Origin of the sequence: Halomonas sp. KG2 (genome assembly GCA_030440445.1) — a bacterium.
In the GTDB taxonomy this organism is placed as follows: Bacteria; Pseudomonadota; Gammaproteobacteria; order Pseudomonadales; family Halomonadaceae; genus Vreelandella.
This window is the reverse complement of the sequence record CP098528.1, coordinates 1,980,187-1,996,910: the sequence shown is the minus strand read 5'-3', so window position 1 is coordinate 1,996,910 and position 16,724 is coordinate 1,980,187. Positions and strand designations below refer to the sequence as shown.

The 16,724-nt window shown below is 51.2% G+C and carries 18 protein-coding genes; 3 read left to right on the top strand and 15 right to left on the bottom strand.

Going from position 1 to position 16,724, the window contains the following annotated elements:
* Positions 1-9: 9 nt before the first annotated feature.
* Positions 10-2,394 (bottom strand): phosphoenolpyruvate synthase, encoded by a 2,385-nt coding sequence (gene ppsA / locus NDQ72_09320; protein ID WKD30121.1) that lies wholly within the window; start codon positions 2,392-2,394, stop codon positions 10-12.
* 281 nt (positions 2,395-2,675) lie between these two features.
* On the opposite strand from ppsA, the gene NDQ72_09315 reads away from it, so the two are divergent.
* Positions 2,676-3,509 (top strand): kinase/pyrophosphorylase, encoded by an 834-nt coding sequence (locus NDQ72_09315; GenBank protein ID WKD30120.1) that lies wholly within the window; start codon positions 2,676-2,678, stop codon positions 3,507-3,509.
* Between the two features lie 9 nt (positions 3,510-3,518).
* Here the strand turns inward: NDQ72_09315 and NDQ72_09310 are convergent, their stop codons facing one another.
* The 4 genes from NDQ72_09310 to NDQ72_09295 all read right to left on the bottom strand — a co-directional run bounded on the left by NDQ72_09310 (position 3,519) and on the right by NDQ72_09295 (position 6,432).
* Positions 3,519-4,097, bottom strand: coding sequence for a hypoxanthine-guanine phosphoribosyltransferase (locus NDQ72_09310; protein WKD30119.1), 579 nt, complete (start codon positions 4,095-4,097; stop codon positions 3,519-3,521).
* A 69-nt stretch (positions 4,098-4,166) separates the two neighbouring features.
* On the bottom strand, positions 4,167-5,177 hold the full coding sequence (gene nagZ / locus NDQ72_09305) for a beta-N-acetylhexosaminidase (GenBank protein WKD30118.1): 1,011 nt from the start codon (positions 5,175-5,177) through the stop codon (positions 4,167-4,169).
* A gap of 81 nt (positions 5,178-5,258) precedes the next feature.
* A complete protein-coding gene (locus NDQ72_09300) occupies positions 5,259-5,780 on the bottom strand; it encodes a L,D-transpeptidase (GenBank protein WKD30117.1) in 522 nt (173 codons plus the stop codon).
* The gene (locus tag NDQ72_09295; GenBank protein WKD30116.1) at positions 5,758-6,432 is read right to left on the bottom strand and encodes a TetR/AcrR family transcriptional regulator; all 675 of its coding nucleotides are present in this window, start codon (positions 6,430-6,432) and stop codon (positions 5,758-5,760) included. The genes NDQ72_09300 and NDQ72_09295 overlap by 23 nt, the downstream gene beginning before the upstream one ends.
* A 332-nt stretch (positions 6,433-6,764) precedes the next feature.
* On the opposite strand from NDQ72_09295, the gene lexA reads away from it, so the two are divergent.
* The gene (gene lexA / locus NDQ72_09290; GenBank protein WKD30115.1) at positions 6,765-7,442 is read left to right on the top strand and encodes a transcriptional repressor LexA; all 678 of its coding nucleotides are present in this window, start codon (positions 6,765-6,767) and stop codon (positions 7,440-7,442) included.
* A gap of 58 nt (positions 7,443-7,500) precedes the next feature.
* Here the strand turns inward: lexA and NDQ72_09285 are convergent, their stop codons facing one another.
* Positions 7,501-8,172: an energy-coupling factor ABC transporter permease gene (locus tag NDQ72_09285; protein WKD30114.1), complete on the bottom strand. Its 672-nt coding sequence runs from the start codon at positions 8,170-8,172 to the stop codon at positions 7,501-7,503.
* An 85-nt stretch (positions 8,173-8,257) separates the two neighbouring features.
* Positions 8,258-9,112 carry a formyltetrahydrofolate deformylase gene (gene purU / locus NDQ72_09280; GenBank protein ID WKD30113.1) on the bottom strand — a complete coding sequence of 285 codons (855 nt, stop codon included), beginning with the start codon at positions 9,110-9,112 and terminating at the stop codon, positions 8,258-8,260.
* 276 nt (positions 9,113-9,388) lie between these two features.
* On the opposite strand from purU, the gene NDQ72_09275 reads away from it, so the two are divergent.
* On the top strand, positions 9,389-10,987 hold the full coding sequence (locus NDQ72_09275) for a ribonuclease J (GenBank protein WKD30112.1): 1,599 nt from the start codon (positions 9,389-9,391) through the stop codon (positions 10,985-10,987).
* Between the two features lie 37 nt (positions 10,988-11,024).
* On the opposite strand, the gene moaE is transcribed toward NDQ72_09275, so the two are convergent.
* The 8 genes from moaE to NDQ72_09235 all read right to left on the bottom strand — a co-directional run bounded on the left by moaE (position 11,025) and on the right by NDQ72_09235 (position 16,717).
* Positions 11,025-11,501 carry a molybdopterin synthase catalytic subunit MoaE gene (gene moaE, locus NDQ72_09270; GenBank protein ID WKD30111.1) on the bottom strand — a complete coding sequence of 159 codons (477 nt, stop codon included), beginning with the start codon at positions 11,499-11,501 and terminating at the stop codon, positions 11,025-11,027.
* Positions 11,502-11,505: 4 nt separating this feature from the next.
* On the bottom strand, positions 11,506-12,300 hold the full coding sequence (gene moaC, locus NDQ72_09265) for a cyclic pyranopterin monophosphate synthase MoaC (GenBank protein ID WKD30110.1): 795 nt from the start codon (positions 12,298-12,300) through the stop codon (positions 11,506-11,508).
* 60 nt (positions 12,301-12,360) lie between these two features.
* Positions 12,361-12,912 (bottom strand): molybdopterin-guanine dinucleotide biosynthesis protein B, encoded by a 552-nt coding sequence (mobB, locus tag NDQ72_09260; protein ID WKD30109.1) that lies wholly within the window; start codon positions 12,910-12,912, stop codon positions 12,361-12,363.
* A gap of 41 nt (positions 12,913-12,953) precedes the next feature.
* Positions 12,954-14,183, bottom strand: coding sequence for a uracil-xanthine permease family protein (locus tag NDQ72_09255; protein WKD30108.1), 1,230 nt, complete (start codon positions 14,181-14,183; stop codon positions 12,954-12,956).
* Between the two features lie 88 nt (positions 14,184-14,271).
* Complete coding sequence (upp, locus tag NDQ72_09250; GenBank protein WKD30107.1) at positions 14,272-14,901, bottom strand: uracil phosphoribosyltransferase; 630 nt, start codon at positions 14,899-14,901, stop codon at positions 14,272-14,274.
* Between the two features lie 97 nt (positions 14,902-14,998).
* Complete coding sequence (gene ung / locus NDQ72_09245; GenBank protein ID WKD30106.1) at positions 14,999-15,682, bottom strand: uracil-DNA glycosylase; 684 nt, start codon at positions 15,680-15,682, stop codon at positions 14,999-15,001.
* 1 nt (position 15,683) lies between these two features.
* Positions 15,684-16,163 carry a xanthine phosphoribosyltransferase gene (gene gpt / locus NDQ72_09240; protein WKD30105.1) on the bottom strand — a complete coding sequence of 160 codons (480 nt, stop codon included), beginning with the start codon at positions 16,161-16,163 and terminating at the stop codon, positions 15,684-15,686.
* Between the two features lie 8 nt (positions 16,164-16,171).
* Positions 16,172-16,717, bottom strand: a complete 546-nt coding sequence (locus tag NDQ72_09235) for an adenine phosphoribosyltransferase (GenBank protein WKD30104.1) — start codon at positions 16,715-16,717, stop codon at positions 16,172-16,174.
* Positions 16,718-16,724 lie beyond the last annotated feature (7 nt).

The window sequence follows — 16,724 nt, the reverse complement described above, 5'->3', positions numbered from 1 at the left end:
CAGACGGTATTATTCGATAGTTTCACCCGCCAGCATAAACCAGGTTTCAAGTACCGCATCTGGGTTTAAAGAGACAGAATCAATCCCCTGCTCCATTAACCACTTGGCCAAATCCGGGTGATCAGAAGGGCCTTGGCCACAAATACCAACATACTTGCCTTGCGCTTTGCAGGCTTTGATGGCCATTGCTAACAGCTTTTTCACCGCTGGATTTCGTTCATCAAACAGATGCGCAACGATACCCGAGTCCCGATCAAGGCCAAGCGTCAGCTGGGTCAAATCGTTAGAACCAATTGAGAAACCATCAAAGTACTCGAGGAACTCATCAGCCAGTAGTGCGTTAGCCGGCAACTCACACATCATGATAACTTTTAAGCCATCAGGATTAGCCTCACCGCCCCGCGGCAAGCCATTAGCCGCTAACAACTCTACGACCTCGCGCGCTTCATCGGTTGTGCGAACAAAGGGCACCATGATTTCAACGTTATCAAAGCCCATTTCTTCACGAACCCGCTTCAGCGCCCGGCACTCAAGCTCAAAACAGGGCCTAAAGGCATCCGAGATATAACGTGAGGCCCCTCTGAAGCCAAGCATTGGGTTCTCTTCACCGGGCTCATAAAGCTTGCCGCCAATCAGATTTTCGTACTCATTTGATTTAAAATCAGAGAGCCTTACGATCACCCGCTGAGGATGGAAAGCAGCGGCCAGAGTTGAGATGCCTTCGACCAGTTTATCAACATAGAAACTGACAGGATCATCGTAACCGGCAGTACGCAAATCGATGACCTGCTGAAGATCAGCGGGCAGCGTGTCGTAATCCAACAGTGCTTTGGGGTGGACACCGATCATACGGTTAATAATGAATTCCAGCCTAGCAAGGCCAACCCCAGCGTGGGGTAAGCCAGCAAAGCCAAATGCACGGTCCGGGTTACCCACATTCATCATGATCTTGAAGGGAATCTCCGGCATCGCATCGACACTTGAAACCTTACAGTCAAATGCCAGAAGCCCTTCATACACGTGGCCAGTGTCACCTTCGGCACAGGACACCGTGACATCAATGCCTTCTTTAAGCTGAGTGGTTGCATCTCCGCAACCGACCACCGCTGGTATACCCAGTTCTCGGGCAATGATGGCCGCGTGACAGGTTCGTCCACCACGATTAGTCACAATCGCTGATGCACGCTTCATGATCGGCTCCCAATCCGGGTCGGTCATGTCTGTCACCAGGATGTCACCCTCTTGAACCTTGTCCATTTCTTCTGGGCTAAGCACCGTTTTTACCGTGCCACGCCCAATCCGCTGACCAATCGCCCGGCCTGTAATCAGCGTGCGTCCTTTTTCACGCAGATGGAAGCGTTCTAACTTTCCCCCTTCCTGTTGTGAAACAACGGTTTCAGGACGCGCTTGCACGATGTAAAGCTGACCATCATCACCATCCAGTGCCCACTCGATATCCATCGGACGCTGGTAATGTTTTTCAATGGTCATGGCTTGCCGTGCAAGATCCATGATCTGCTCATCGTTAATACAGAACCGACCACGATCGTTAAGAGGCACTTCAACAGTTTCAACCGATTTACCAGCGCTGGCATCTTGCCCATAGATCATTTTGATCAGTTTAGAACCTAGCGTCCGGCGTAGTACTGCGGGACGGCCAGCCTCAAGCGTGGGCTTGTGCACATAAAACTCATCAGGATTGACAGCCCCCTGGACGACGGTTTCGCCAAGCCCCCAGGAAGCAGTGACAAACACTGCGTCGCGGTAACCAGACTCGGTATCCAGCGTAAACATAACCCCGGAAGCGCCTGTCTCAGAACGCACCATCTTCTGCACACCCGCAGACAGCGCGACATTTTCATGGGCGTAGCCGCGGTGAACGCGGTAAGAGATCGCGCGGTCATTAAATAGCGATGCAAACACTTCGTGCACCGCCTGTTTAATATTGTCAAAACCTTCAATATTAAGGAACGTTTCCTGCTGACCAGCAAAAGACGCGTCAGGCAGATCTTCTGCCGTTGCTGAGCTGCGTACAGCAACTTTCAAACTGGGATGCTTAGCCTGAAGCTGCTCATAGGCAGCGCGTAAAGCATGTTCAAATGCAGGGGGAAGTGGCGTATCAATAATCCACTGGCGAATAGTCTTGCCTGCCTCTGCCAGCGCCTTAACGTCATCGACATCAAGGCGAGCAAGGGTGGCGTTGATGCGGTCATTTAGTCCTTCGTGAGAGAGAAACTCACGATAGGCATGGGCCGTCGTGGCAAATCCACCCGGCACTGTCACGCCCACACCTGATAAGTTCGAGATCATTTCGCCAAGCGAAGCGTTTTTACCACCCACACGTTCGACGTCTGCCATACCTAGCTGATCGAACCATAGAATGTACTCTTCCACGCAACCCCCTCGCTTTTAGACTGCTTTGCGACCTGACAGGCCGACTCTAATTGACCATGTCACACTAGCATCGCCCCGCCGCATTCGCCATTGGTCTAATAGCGAACGGAGTGGAGGATTTTTACAACAAAGCGCAATAAAGGGCTTTTTATGTAGTCTTAATGAGGTGGTTTTTGTTAAATAAGCTTTAAAACGAGCTGCAAAGTGAATGGCTTGGCGACGATTGTGCTAACCCACGCGCCACTCCACAATAGCAACTTTCTTTATTGACGGACTTAGTGATGAAGCGAACAGCCTTTTTTATTTCTGATGGTACTGGCATTACGGCAGAAAGCCTTGGGCGTAGCCTGTTAGCTCAATTTAGTGATGTTGAAATCAATATGCTGACAAAGCCCTACATTGATACGCTTGAAAAGGCTCGCGCTTTAGCGGAAATAATCGACTCTACCGCCGTCCGTGACGGCCATCGGCCGATTATCATTGATACCATTGTCGATCAGGATATCCGTAACGTCATTCGACAGGCCTCAGGCTTCAAGGTGGATATCTTCTCTACCTTTTTAGAACCCCTAGAGCAAGAGTTAGAAACTCACTCCTCTTACAGCGTCGGCAGAACGCACTCGATTGGTAGCGATGATGTCTACATGGATCGCATTCATTCTGTCCATTTTGCGCTAGATAATGATGATGGCGCACGAACGCACCAATACGATAAAGCCGACATTATTCTGGTTGGCGTTTCACGTTGCGGAAAAACACCCACCTCGCTTTATCTAGCGCTTCAATTTGGTATTCGAGCCGCTAACTACCCATTGACCGAAGATGACTTGGATGAAGATGGCAGTTTAAAACTACCCAAAGCACTAGCCCCCCATAGACACAAGCTGTTTGGCCTGACAATTGATGCTCGCAGACTAGCAGCAATACGCAACGAGCGCCGTCCAAACAGCCGCTACAGTTCAATGGACCAGTGTTTGCAAGAAGTTGGGCAGGCTGAGTCGCTATATCGCTCGATGCACATCCCGTTTATCGATACGACACGCTTTTCAGTAGAAGAGATATCAACCCGAATGATTGCGGAGACAGGCCTAGCTAGGCGCTTCTCGCCCCGCTAGGCCAGAGCATTACATGCCCTTGGGAGCAAATATTCCAGGGGCATTACGCCAGTAGCCTTTGTAATCCATGCCAAAGCCAAACACGTAACGATCTGCAACCTCTAAGCTACAGTAATCGGCTTTTAAGCCAGGTACCGCTTTACGGTCATGCTGCTTATCCACCAGCACTGCCGTTGTAACGCTCGCCGCTTGGGCTTCCTCGCAGTAGGCAAGAATAGCGGCTAACGTAGAGCCTTCATCAAGAATGTCATCGACGATGACGACGTGGCGCCCTGCCATGGGAATTTCTGGAGAAACACGCCAAAAAAGTTCGCCACCACGCAACTCATTGCGATAGCGGGTCGCGTGCAAATAATCAACTTCAAGAGGGAAACCTAATCGGGTTAGCAGGTGCCCTGTTGTGATCAAGCCGCCATTCATAACGCAGTAAAAAACCGGTAACTTATCCCCTAGATCTTTGCTAATTTCCTCAGCCATTCGATCCAGTGCACGCTCAACTTGTTGTTGAGAAATCAAGCAGTCAGCGTTATCCATCAGCTCACGCATTGAGTCAAGCGACTCAAGCGCCTCTTTATCCAGTTTGGACATCGGGTTACTCCAAGAAGGGGTTAACTAGTCAGTGACTTAAAAACGAAAATAACTTAAGAAAAGATAGGATTAATTCGCTAACGCTTCTAATTTGGCATGGGTACGACGCCAGCGGCCAAGTGCCGTTAGCGCATCCACGTCTGGACGGGCTCGCCCATAGCGCAGCTTGATTGGTCGTTTACTGTGTAATCCCTGGCATGCTTCAACAACGTCTAACGCTGCAGAGCGGTCATTACAGACCAATAGCATGTCGCATCCTGCGGCAAGGGCAGCACTGGCGCGCTCCTTCGGGTCACCCGCTTCATGAGCACCCGCCATGCTTAAATCATCTGAAAAGATACAACCTTTAAACCCCAGGGACTCTCTTAACATTCCCAACCAACTAGGTGAGAAGCCAGCAGGACGTGAGTCAAACGCACTATAAATAACATGGGCAGGCATAACACCATCAAGCTGAGTAGCAAGCTGGCTAAACGGAACAAGATCGCGCTGTTTAATAAGCGCCAGCGGACGGTCATCCACAGGTAACGCCACATGGGAGTCAGCGGCAACGCCACCATGGCCAGGAAAATGCTTACCTACCGCCGCCATACCCGCTTCATGCAAACCGTTGATAAAACACTGACCCAGCGCAGCGACGTGTGCAGGGTCGGTGCTGAAGCTACGATCACCGATAACGCTAGAGATGCCACTTTCGACATCTAAAACAGGCGCAAAGCTGATATCCAGACCGCAAGCAGCCATTTCCATCCCCAGCAACCAACCCGCATCTTTTGCTAATGCAAGACCGGATGCCGAATCCTCAGCGAATTGATCACCGATGCGTGCCATGGCTGGCATGCGAGTAACGCCTTCTTTAATTCGCTGAACGCGACCGCCTTCTTGATCAATACCAAGTAACAGCTCGCCGCGAACACGACGAATATCACTGCAAAGCTTTCTAACCTGGTAAGCATTCTCGACATTTCTAGCGAATAAAATGACACCGCCCACAGCAGGGTCCATCAAAAGATGTTTTTCAGCTTTGGTTAATCGCGGCCCTTCAAGGTCAAGCATGACCGGGCCTAAAGATTGAGTCATTGTGATGGATCCAACAAAAGGGCCGTCAATTTTAGTTGATCAATCTCTCGTGTCAAAAAATCAATAATACGTTGCCTACGCTTAGCCATTATGAAGCCAAACGGGCGTGCCCGGCGGCGCATGCTCAAAAAGATACATCAGATCATCATTGCGCAACCGAATACACCCATGTGAAGCAGCCACGCCCATCGGTTGATCAGGTGGCGTGCCATGAAGATAGATAAAGCGACGCTGAGTGTCGACATCCCCGCCTCGATTCACTCCTCTCTCCAAACCACACAGCCACAAAATGCGCGTTAATATCCAATCACGATGAGGGAATTCCGCCGCAAGCGCCGACGTAAACACCTCCCCAGTCCATCGCCGCCCCCGAAAAACAGCATTATCAGCTAAACCGTCCCCTATCGATGCGCGGATATAATGCCATCCAAGAGGGGTTTGACCGCTGCCTTCCTGCTGTCCTACGCCTTTCTCACCGGTGGACACAGCGCACGTGTACTGCAGCGTGCGCCCTTGCCACCAGCATAGCTGCTGGTGTTTGATATTGATCTCTATCCAACCACCATTCTGCGGGGGTAGTTCAGCTAACGTGGGCGTTCGCATAATGTCCTTCAGCAGCAGGCGGTAGCGGAGCATTCATGGCGGCAACCACGACAGGGCGTAAACGTCTTACCAAATCCCTGACGGTTACTTGCTCATTATAGTCTTTCGCGGCAATGTCTCGCAGCGCATCTAAACCTGACAGCGTAAAAATCACGGTGCCCAGCATGAAATGTAGTCGCCAAAAACGCTCAGCATCAGGTAAATCTGGCGTTGCCTGGCGCACCAGCTCAGTAAAGCGGGTAAACACATCGCCGTACTGCTGCTGGATATAACGGCGTAAATGCCCTTGTGCCTGACTATACGCCAACCCTAGCAGACGCATAAACACCTTCAAACTATTGCGCTCAGCAGGCACTGCCAGCACCGTGCTTGCCATTGTTTCCAACAGCACTTCAAGCGGAATCACATCACCGTTGTACTGCGCTTCCAGTTCATCAAGCGCCGTGTGAAAACGTTGTGAGAAGGGGTCTAAATAGCGCGCAAATACCGCCTGGATAAGCGCCTTTTTAGAACCAAAGTGGTAATTGACAGCCGCCAAATTAACCCGCGCTTTACTGGTGATATTGCGTAGCGATGTTTCGGCAAAACCACGCTCGGCAAACAGCACCTCAGCGGTATCAAGGATACGTGTTACCGTATCAGATTGCGCCATAGCGCCCTCCAGAAAACGAGTGTTTAAAACATCGTTAAATACTATGCCATAACGCTATTTGGCTCAATCACTTATCTTTAGCTTTTTACCCAACGCTCAAATGCACCCTAGGCCCCTATTCAAACGCCTGCCATCAGACGCTATCGAGTTTGCCGTTGACATAGTTCCTTCGACTCGTCGCTCCTAGCTCCATTCCTGACACCATTCGCATAACGACTACCATTGTGAAACGCTCTAGCATGTACTGGACAGAGCAACATACTGTATACTTAACCACATACTGTTTAAGCCGACATGTAACCACTGTCTTATTTAATTTTTTGGAGTTTGTTATGTCGCGTCCTCTTACTGCTCGTCAACAGCATGTTTTTGATTTTATTGTTAAAACGATGTCTGAATTTGGCTATCCACCGACCCGCGCAGAAATTGCCAAAGCGCTAGGCTTTCGTTCTCCTAACGCTGCTGAAGAGCATTTACGAGCGCTTGAGCGCAAAGGTGCCATCCGCATTATCCGTAACACCTCGCGGGGAATTCGACTGCCTAATCAGGAACCACAGGATATCAGTGATGTCTCGGCAACAGCGCCTGCCGCCAACGTAGAACCACTACCAAATGGCTTACCAGTCATCGGAGAGGTGGCCGCAGGAAGCCCGATTCTAGCAGCGGAACACATTGATCGTTATTGCCCACTCCCCGCTGAATACTTTACCCCCAAAGCGGATTACCTTCTTCGGGTGCGAGGCTTGTCAATGAAGGATGTTGGCATACTGGAAGGCGACCTTCTTGCCGTGCATCGCACCGACCGGGTTCGTGATGGCCAGATTGTGGTGGCAAGGCTAGAAGATGAAGTCACTGTAAAACGCTTTAAACGACAGGGCCATACGGTGACACTGATTGCTGAAAACAGCGACTTTGCGCCCATAGAAATTGACCTACGCACGCAGCAGTTGGATATCGAAGGGGTGGGAGTTGGTGTCATACGTGGCGGTAACGGCCAAGCACTGGGATAATCGAGCTCGTATGAATACCGGTGAGGCAATCGTTAGATGCCTTACCGGCCTTACACGCTTACTGAGAATCTATATAGCGACGATCATTAAACGTCGCCACCCAACTCGGGTGATACACCAGCAAAATGCTGAGCAACATCCCTGTGATAAAAGCCTCGGAGGGCATTAACAGGGGTAAGAAGCGCGCATACTCTTGGGCTAAGTACACAGCTTCAGAGTCGGTACCCGCCACTATGATTAGCAAGACCGCTGACAACCCTCCTGCCAGCGTTGCCAGCGCTGCGCCAAAAAAGCCGCATGCGAATAAAAAGATCATCAAGTTATCCGGCAGGCGCCGGTCTACCCATCGCCATACCAGACCGGTAATGACCGCAGGTACAATGCCGGTTACCAATACATTAGCGCCTAGTAACACCCATTCGTTGCGGCCAATAGCTGACATCGCAACATTAATCAGCACATTGCTGATTAATGCGAGAGGCATTTTGAATACCAACGTCATTAAGACGGTGAAGACTAAGTGCAGGGTTAACCAATCGACTGCCTGAGCACGCAGTTGCCACATCAACACCACAGCGAGCGTCGCGGCTAACCACCGATGCTGAAGAGCCACATCGCCTATCAGTACTCGCCAGGGGCGCAGCCATATCATCCACGCAAGTACGCTTAACGATACCAACCACGTCAGCAACAATGCCCAGGGAGCTAAAACACTTTGCGCGAAAGACATGGATGCCCCTATCTACCCGTCAGCTAACGAGAAGCCAGCTGTAAACTTGAATTGACTAAAAACTCTGCGTATCTAAACAACATGCTTAGCTGAACACCACAGTCTTATTGCCATGGATTAATACTCGGTCTTCTAAATGCCATCGTAAACCACGCGCCAATACCGCTTTTTCGACATCGCGCCCAAAACGCACGAGATCCGTTGGCGTATGGCAATGACTTACTCGATGAATATCTTGTTCAATAATCGGCCCAGCATCCAGCTCTTCGGTGACATAGTGACAGGTAGCACCGATTAGCTTAACGCCACGCTGGTAAGCTTGATGATAGGGTTTAGCACCAGCAAAAGAGGGTAAGAAGCTATGGTGGATGTTAATCACCCGTCCCGCGTAACGCGAGCAGAGCGAAGGTGGCAAAATCTGCATGTAACGTGCCAGCACAACGCAGTCAGCCCGTGCACTATCAATCTGCGCTTGCACCTGCTCGAAAGCAACCTGCTTGTTATCAGGATCGACGGGCACATGATGGTAAGGAATGCCATACCACTCAGTGAGTGATCGCATATCCTCATGGTTTGAGATAACCCCGACAATATCGCAGTCAAGCTCCCCAGCCTGCCAACGATAAAGTAGATCAACCAGACAGTGAGACTCCCGCGACACCATCAACACCACACGCCTACGCTTTTGAGTATCGACGAGCGACCACTGCATATTGAAGGCTTTAGCCACCGGCTCAAACGCACTACGTAACGCCTCCGCCGACATACCCAACGAATCTGCCAAAATTTCGTATCGCATGAAGAATCGGCCGGTCTCAAGATCAGAATGCTGGCTTGCTTCAGTGATAGAACCACCTTGTTGAGCAATAAAGCTTGAGACACGCGCCACGATGCCCACTTGATCAGGGCAAGACACCACCAAACGGTAATAATGAGACATAAATAAACACTCTTGACATATTTTAACGGCACGTTCGACAAGCACCTACCAGCGGTAGGGAAGCGGTATATAGGCGAAATAGTGTACCTTATGCTTATCAAGGAAGCACCGCAGCCAAATGCCGCGATGATTGTTACCCGCCCCTGCCTTCCCGTATAGTTAAGGTCTTACTTTTTAGGCTTTTCATTACTGATGCATCCACCACGCGTTCAACTTCGTCCCCGCCGTCGCCCTCCCCTGCGCCTACTGCCGCTAGGTGGGTGTGGTGAAATTGGAATGAACCTTACGCTGTATGGATACGATGATGAGTGGATCGCCGTCGACTGCGGCATGATGATTCGCCAGGATCTACCCAATTCCCCGTTGCAGGTGCCCAATACAGATACATTAGCAGCGCTAAACATTACCCCAAAGGCGCTCTACATTACCCACGGCCATGAAGATCACATTGGTGCCGTGGCGTGGCTCTGGCCTAAATGGAACTGCCCCATTTTTGCAACGCCATTAGCGGCGGGGTTGCTGCGCCATAAGTTTGCAGAGCATCAGCTTAGTAGCGCCGCTATAAACGTTGTGGAACCGGGTGATGCAATGGAGCTCGGCCCCTTCACGCTACGTTACCTTCACGTTACCCATTCGATTCCTGAAAGCTGCTCAATCCTAATGCAGGCAGGCGATTACCGCGTGCTGCACACCGGGGACTGGAAGCTAGACCCTAACCCGTTAATTGGTTCGCCCATTAACGCTGCTCAATTTCGTGCGCTCGCGCCTATCGATCTCGTCATAGGCGACTCCACTAACGCCCCGATGCCCGGCCATTCGGGCAGTGAAGGAGATGTTGCTAAAGCACTCGCTCACACCTTAAAACAGTGCACAGGACGCGTGGTGGTATCTTGCTTTGCCAGCAACCTCGCCCGCGTATTAGCGATTGGGATTGCTGCCCAACAGTGCGGCCGACGCGTCAGTCTGATGGGCCGTTCAATGGAACGCATGGTGAGTGTCGCGAAGGGCCTAGGATATTTAGACGACTTTCCGCCGCTAGTACCTCCCCATGATTTAGGCTACCTGCCGCCAGAAGAGGTGGTGATTATTGCGACGGGCAGCCAAGGTGAACCACGTGCAGCACTGCAACGCTTAGCACAGCGGAGGCACCCGTTTGTGGATCTTGAGCCAGGCGATAGCATCATTTTTTCTGCCAAAGCCATACCAGGCAACGAGCGCCCTATTGAACAACTGAAAAAACGCCTAGCGCAGCTTGGGGTGTCAATTTTCGATGAAATGAACCACCCAGAATTACACGCGACTGGACATCCTGCCGAAGATGAGCTGAGAAAACTGTATCAATGGGTTCGGCCGAAAACATTGCTGCCGGTGCATGGAGAGGCGCGCCATCAGGCTGCCCATCAAGAAATTGCCACCAGTCTCGGCATTAACGCCCCGCTCGCACCGGTAAATGGCGACATGTTGATGTTCGACAATCTAGGATTACGCTGCGAAGCACGCTATCCCCAGCCGCCCTGCATCGTTAATCAGAATAGCGTCGTGCCTCATCCAGGGCTTGATACCGGCTCTCACTCATCGCGGCGCGGCAGCTTGTTCTTAGCGCTTCCCGTTACGGCTACCGACACTGGCTGGTGCCGTATTGGTCGTTTGATGCTGGATGCCAGCGGTACCAGCCCACTCGATGAAGATAGTTTCAGCGAATGGCTAGATGATCAGTTACTAGAAATAGCAGCAGAGACATTGGCCGATTTGCGTCAAGCACTGCAACCAAGGCTAATTCATTGGCTCGCCAATCACCTTCAGCACATGCCAGATGTACATTTACAAATAATGGCAACCGAAATGCCCTCTTCAGAAGCCATTAGCGATAGTTAAAGCCATTGGCGATATTGATGCTGTTGGGCAATATCGTCTACCAGCGCTCTGCAGCTTGCTGATCAGTATGCCGCTCTTTTACCCAGTAAGCCCCCTGGCGGGAGTGCTCTTTCTTCCAAAACGGCGCCTGGGTTTTTAAAAAGTCCATAATAAAGTCGCAGGCTTGGAAAGCATCGCGGCGATGAGCACTGGCCACCAGAACGCGCACAATAGGGTCTCCCGGCGTCAAATCACCAATGCGGTGAATAATCCGTACGGCCTGTAACGCCCAGCGCTGACCTGCCTGCTCACCAATCTGCGTTAATGTGCGCTCGGTCATCCCTGGGTAGTGCTCAAGAGTAAGCCCAATAACATCAGGGGACTCATTAAAGTCACGCACAAATCCCGTGAAGGTGACAATAGCGCCGATATCGGTGCGCTTGCGCAGCGCACTTTCATAGCCATCATCCATTTTAAACGCTGCCTCTTGAACCCTGACAGCAATATCCAATTCAGTCTCGGTAATATCAGCCATCTGATTACCCACCCGTCACTGGAGGAAAGAAGGCCACTTCATCCTCATCGGTAAGGCGCGCACTATCGTTGGCCATCACTTGATTGATAGCACACAACGTGCGCTGCTCTGACAACACATTAAAGCGTGCATCCATAGCGCTTAACGCCGCTTTCAACCCCGCCACATCTCGACTTGGCAGTTGATCAAGCCCAATGGCCAGATCACTCTCTTCAACCCGCTCACGCAGCTCCGCAAGAAACTTAACCCGCACGCAAGGGGATGCACATCGCTCGCCTAAGCGAACCTCCCCCGCAACGCCACCGCCAGTCACAATCGGTTCTGGCACACCTCGTTGATAATCGCCACGAACACCGCCCCGCTTACTTTCCAATTGAATGGCGTCAATGCGCATCTCTTTATCCACCGCTTTACACATATCGTAAAGCGTCAGACAAGCCACCGACACAGCGGTCAGAGCTTCCATCTCTACCCCGGTCTGTCCATTAAGGCGGCACAGCGCGGAAACATCAACACAACCATTAGCGTGATCAATAGCGAAATCTACAGAGACTTTCGAAAGCGCTAATGAATGGCACAACGGGATCAACTCATGCGTGCGCTTTGCCGCCTGAATACCCGCAATGCGCGCGGTCGCCAGCACATCGCCTTTGGGCAACTCGCCATCACTCAACAGCTGCAACGTTTTAGGCTGCATAACGATACGCCCAGACGCTACCGCCTCGCGGCGAGTCTCTCGCTTATCTCCGACATCGACCATGTTGGCTTCGCCGTGTTTATTGAGGTGAGTTAGCTGCATATCGTTACCTTTTTAATCAAGCCACGGTGTTATAAAAATACTGTTTGGGGAGCCGCTAATTTAGTTAGCCACAGCATTGGGTTGAGCATTCATCCACTCGATTACCCACTCAGTGATCGCTTCAATATTATTCAGGTCCAGCCGCTTAGCTGTTGGGCGAATTGATGGAGGCAGTGAGCCACTTGACGCTACCGCCTGTACCCAGTCGCCACTGACAATGGAAACATCGCCAACCCCTGCACGGTACAGGACTAGCTTAGGAATTGGCCACGCCTTGAAGCCTTCCACAATGACCAAATCTGGCGTCTGGGTAATCATCAGTGACAAGAGGTAGCCAAGATCCGGTTCTTCTTGGCCAGGTGTCTCTTGCATCATGGCAAAACGCTCTCGAGATGCAATCAACATAGGCGCAGCGCCAGCCTGACGAAGTTTATAGCTATCTTTTCCTGGCTGATCGACATCAAAGCTATGGTGGGCATGCTTTATCACCCCCACCCTGAGCCCCTTTTCGCGCAGGCGAGGCAAAAGCTGCGCTAACAGAGTTGTCTTACCAGTACCACTCCACGCGGCAATGCCGAGCACAGGAAATGGGCTATCAATTGCCTCTTCCATTTACAACTCCCAATAACCAACCGGTGGGTATGATTGAGTGGCTATTCGCCCTCTTTCTCAGCGGGTAACAGCCAGTTTAGCGCAATGCCAACTAGCGCGGCTAAGCTCACGCCCTGGAGAGTGAACTGACCACCTCCAAACTGCATTCCACCTATCCCAAATACTAAAATTAACGAAACCACCACGAGATTACGCGCCGCCGTTAATGACTGACCTGCACGCACCAGGGTATTCATACCAACCACTGCGATCGAACCAAACAGCAGCGTCATAATACCGCCCATTACAGGGCCTGGAATAGTTTGCAGTAACGCGCCCAGCTTGCCTACAAAGGCCAGTACAATCGCAATCACTGCGGCGATGATCATGTACATGGGGTTGAATGCCTTAGTCAGCGTCACTGCCCCCGTTACTTCTGAATAGGTTGTATTGGGAGGACCACCAAACAGCGCAGCTGCCATTGTCGCCAGCCCATCGCCTAACAAGGTGCGATGAAGACCTGGCTTCTCTAAATAGTTTTTGCGTGTCACTGAGCCTATCGCCACCATATCGCCGATATGTTCCACCGCAGGAGCAATCGCAACAGGAATCATGAACAAAATAGCCGCCCAATGGAAACTCGGCGCGGTAAAGTTTGGCAATGATAGCCAAGCAGCATCACGTACCGCAGTGAAATCGACAACGCCCATAACAAGCGCCAAGCCATACCCCACTGCAATACCCCCCATTATCGGCACCAAGCGAAGAATTCCACGCCCGAAAACAGCTAATATCAGCGTTACCAGCAAACTGGCCATGGAAAGGAAAATCGCTTGACCATAACCAATGTTATCGCTTGTCTCTCCTGTAGCCATACTGACAGCGACTGGCGCCAATGCTAAACCAATCACCATAATAACTGGTCCGACCACGACAGGCGGTAACAGCCTGTGTAGCCAAGCAGTGCCTTTAACACGTACTACTTGAGAAATGGCAACGTACACCACCCCTGCTGCCATTAAGCCCCCTAGCGTGGCTGACACGCCAAAGCTTGCTATCGAGCCTTGAATGGGAGCAATGAACGCAAATGATGACGCCAAGAATACCGGCACCGTCTGCTTGGTAATGCCATGGAACACCAGCGTACCAATACCCGCGGTAAATAGTGCGACACTGGGATCTAGCCCAGTCAGCAACGGAACCAATACCAGTGCACCAAAGGCCACGAATAGCATTTGTGCACCTGTCAGCAGCATTTTGGGCCAAGACTCATGACTTGCTGAATGTCTCATCTAAACGTTTCCAATCTTTTCGTTGTCGGTGGTTAGCCAAAAAAATGCCCCCAACGCGAAGCGTAAGGGGCATTGTTAGTCGGAGTGCTTAGCGCGTTCCGAAGATCTTATCGCCTGCATCTCCCAAACCAGGCACGATGTAACCGTGCTCATCTAGCCGATCATCAACGGATGCGGTGTAGATCTCAACATCTGGGTACGCGTCCTGAACACGCTTAATGCCCTCAGGGGCAGCTACCAGCACGATGACTTTCATATGCTCACAACCACGCTCACGCAACATGTCTAGCGTCGCAACCATTGAACCGCCGGTCGCCAGCATCGGGTCGATGACAAGCGCCATGCGCTCTTCAATATCATTGGCGAACTTGGCGAAATAAGGCACCGGTTGAAGAGTCTCTTCATCCCGATAAAGACCCACCACGCTGACGCGTGCGCTAGGAATCAGGTCAGTAACGCCCTCCAGCATGCCTAAGCCAGCGCGCAGAATTGGCACAACCGTTACTTTTTTCCCTTTCAGACGGCGCGTCGCAATAGGCTCGTTGTTCCAGCCTTGAATCTCATGATCCTCGAGCTCTAGCCCCTTTGTTGCTTCATAGGTCAGCAGCTTAGCCACTTCACCTGCTAGCTCCCGGAAGCTTTTGGTGCTCAAATCGGCTTCGCGCAGCAGTCCCAGCTTATGTTGAACAAGCGGATGATTAATGGCGTAAACACTCATGGGACTTCCTCGCTGCATGGGATTCAGGATGGCGACCTAGGTCGCATCGACAAGCTTACAAAATTGCGCGCCATTCTACCCGCAACTGACCAGTAGGTTAAGGGGTTTCCGGCAATTGCCACTCAATCGGCGAACGCCCATGCTCTGCTAAAAACTGATTGGCACGGGAAAAGTGGTGATTGCCAAAAAAACCTCGATGCGCTGAGAGTGGTGAAGGATGCGGTGACTCCAACACCAAGTGACGCGACTGATCAATCAGAACTTTCTTCTGGCGAGCATGACTGCCCCACAACAAGAAAACGCACGGTTCAGCATACCGACTGACAGTTTCAATCGCGCAGTCGGTGAAGTGTTCCCACCCCTTGCCACGATGAGAAGCGGCATTACCCTGCTCAACCGTTAATGCGGTGTTAAGCAGCAGCACACCCTGGGTTGCCCAAGACTCCAAAAAGCCGTGTTGCACGGGTGTAAACCCCACATCAGCAGCTAATTCTTTATAAATATTGACCAAAGAAGGAGGCACTTGGATACCCGGCTGCACCGAAAAGCACAACCCATGAGCTTGATTTGGGCCGTGATAGGGGTCTTGCCCTAGAATAACCACTTTCACAGCGGCTAAAGGTGTCAGCTCAAAAGCGCGAAACCAATGCGATGAGTGAGGGTAGATAACTTTTTTGGCTGATTTCTCTTGAGCCAAAAATGTTTTCAGGGCTGACATATAGTCAGCCTGAAATTCTTGTCCAAGCCATTGATTCCAATCGTCGGGTAGCGGGTTAGCCATATTACTTCTTCAGTTGATCCGCCAGCGGCTCAACATAAGCAATGCCCATATCCCAAGGGAACTGGATCCAACACTGCTGAGCCACTTCGGTAAGGTATTGGTCAACCAGAGGACGCCCTTCTGGTTTGGCATACATTGTCACGAAATGCGCCTTAGGCAGCATTTCACGAACAGCACGGGCAGTTTTACCGGTATCTACCAGATCATCAACCAACAGCCAACCATCACCATCATGGTCAACGCCCTTCATGATGTCTAAACCGCCTTGATCCATATGATCATAGCTTTTGATACAAACGGTATCGATCAAGCGAATATTGAGTTCACGGGCGATAAGCGCCGCAGGTATTAATCCACCACGGGTAATCGCGACGATACCTTTGAAATCTCGTTCAATTAGCTGATGACAAAGTTGACGCACATCGCGGTGCAGTTGATCCCAGGAAATGGTGAAGTGCTGATGATAGCGTTCGCTACTCATAAGTGGCGTTACTCGTCTTCGGTGAATGAACATACCGCGAATACGCTATAGCCAGCATCGCGAATTTTCTGGGAACCGCCCAGCTCAGGCAGATCAATAATAGTTGCGGTTTCCACCACGTGCCCACCAGAGCGTTGAATTAGATTCGCTGCTGCAAGCATAGTACCGCCAGTGGCAATCAAATCATCCATCAGCAGGATACGGTCATTTTTCTGGAAAGCATCGGCATGAAGTTCAACTTCAGAGTGGCCGTATTCAAGCGTGTAAGTCTCACTGATCGTCTTGAATGGCAGTTTGCCCTTCTTGCGAACGGGCACAAAGCTGCAGCCTAACTCGTAGGCCAAGGGCGCACCAATGATGAAGCCACGGGCATCAATCGCCGCGATGGCATCTAAGTTCATTTCCTGGTAGCGATGCACAAAGCTATCAATCAGCTTACGAAAGGCAGCACTATTTTGCAGGAGCGGTGTGATATCTCGAAAATTTACGCCCTGCTCTGGCCAGTCAGGAACCGTGCGAATAACGGACTTAATGTAGTCGCCGTAGATGCTCATCGCGTCT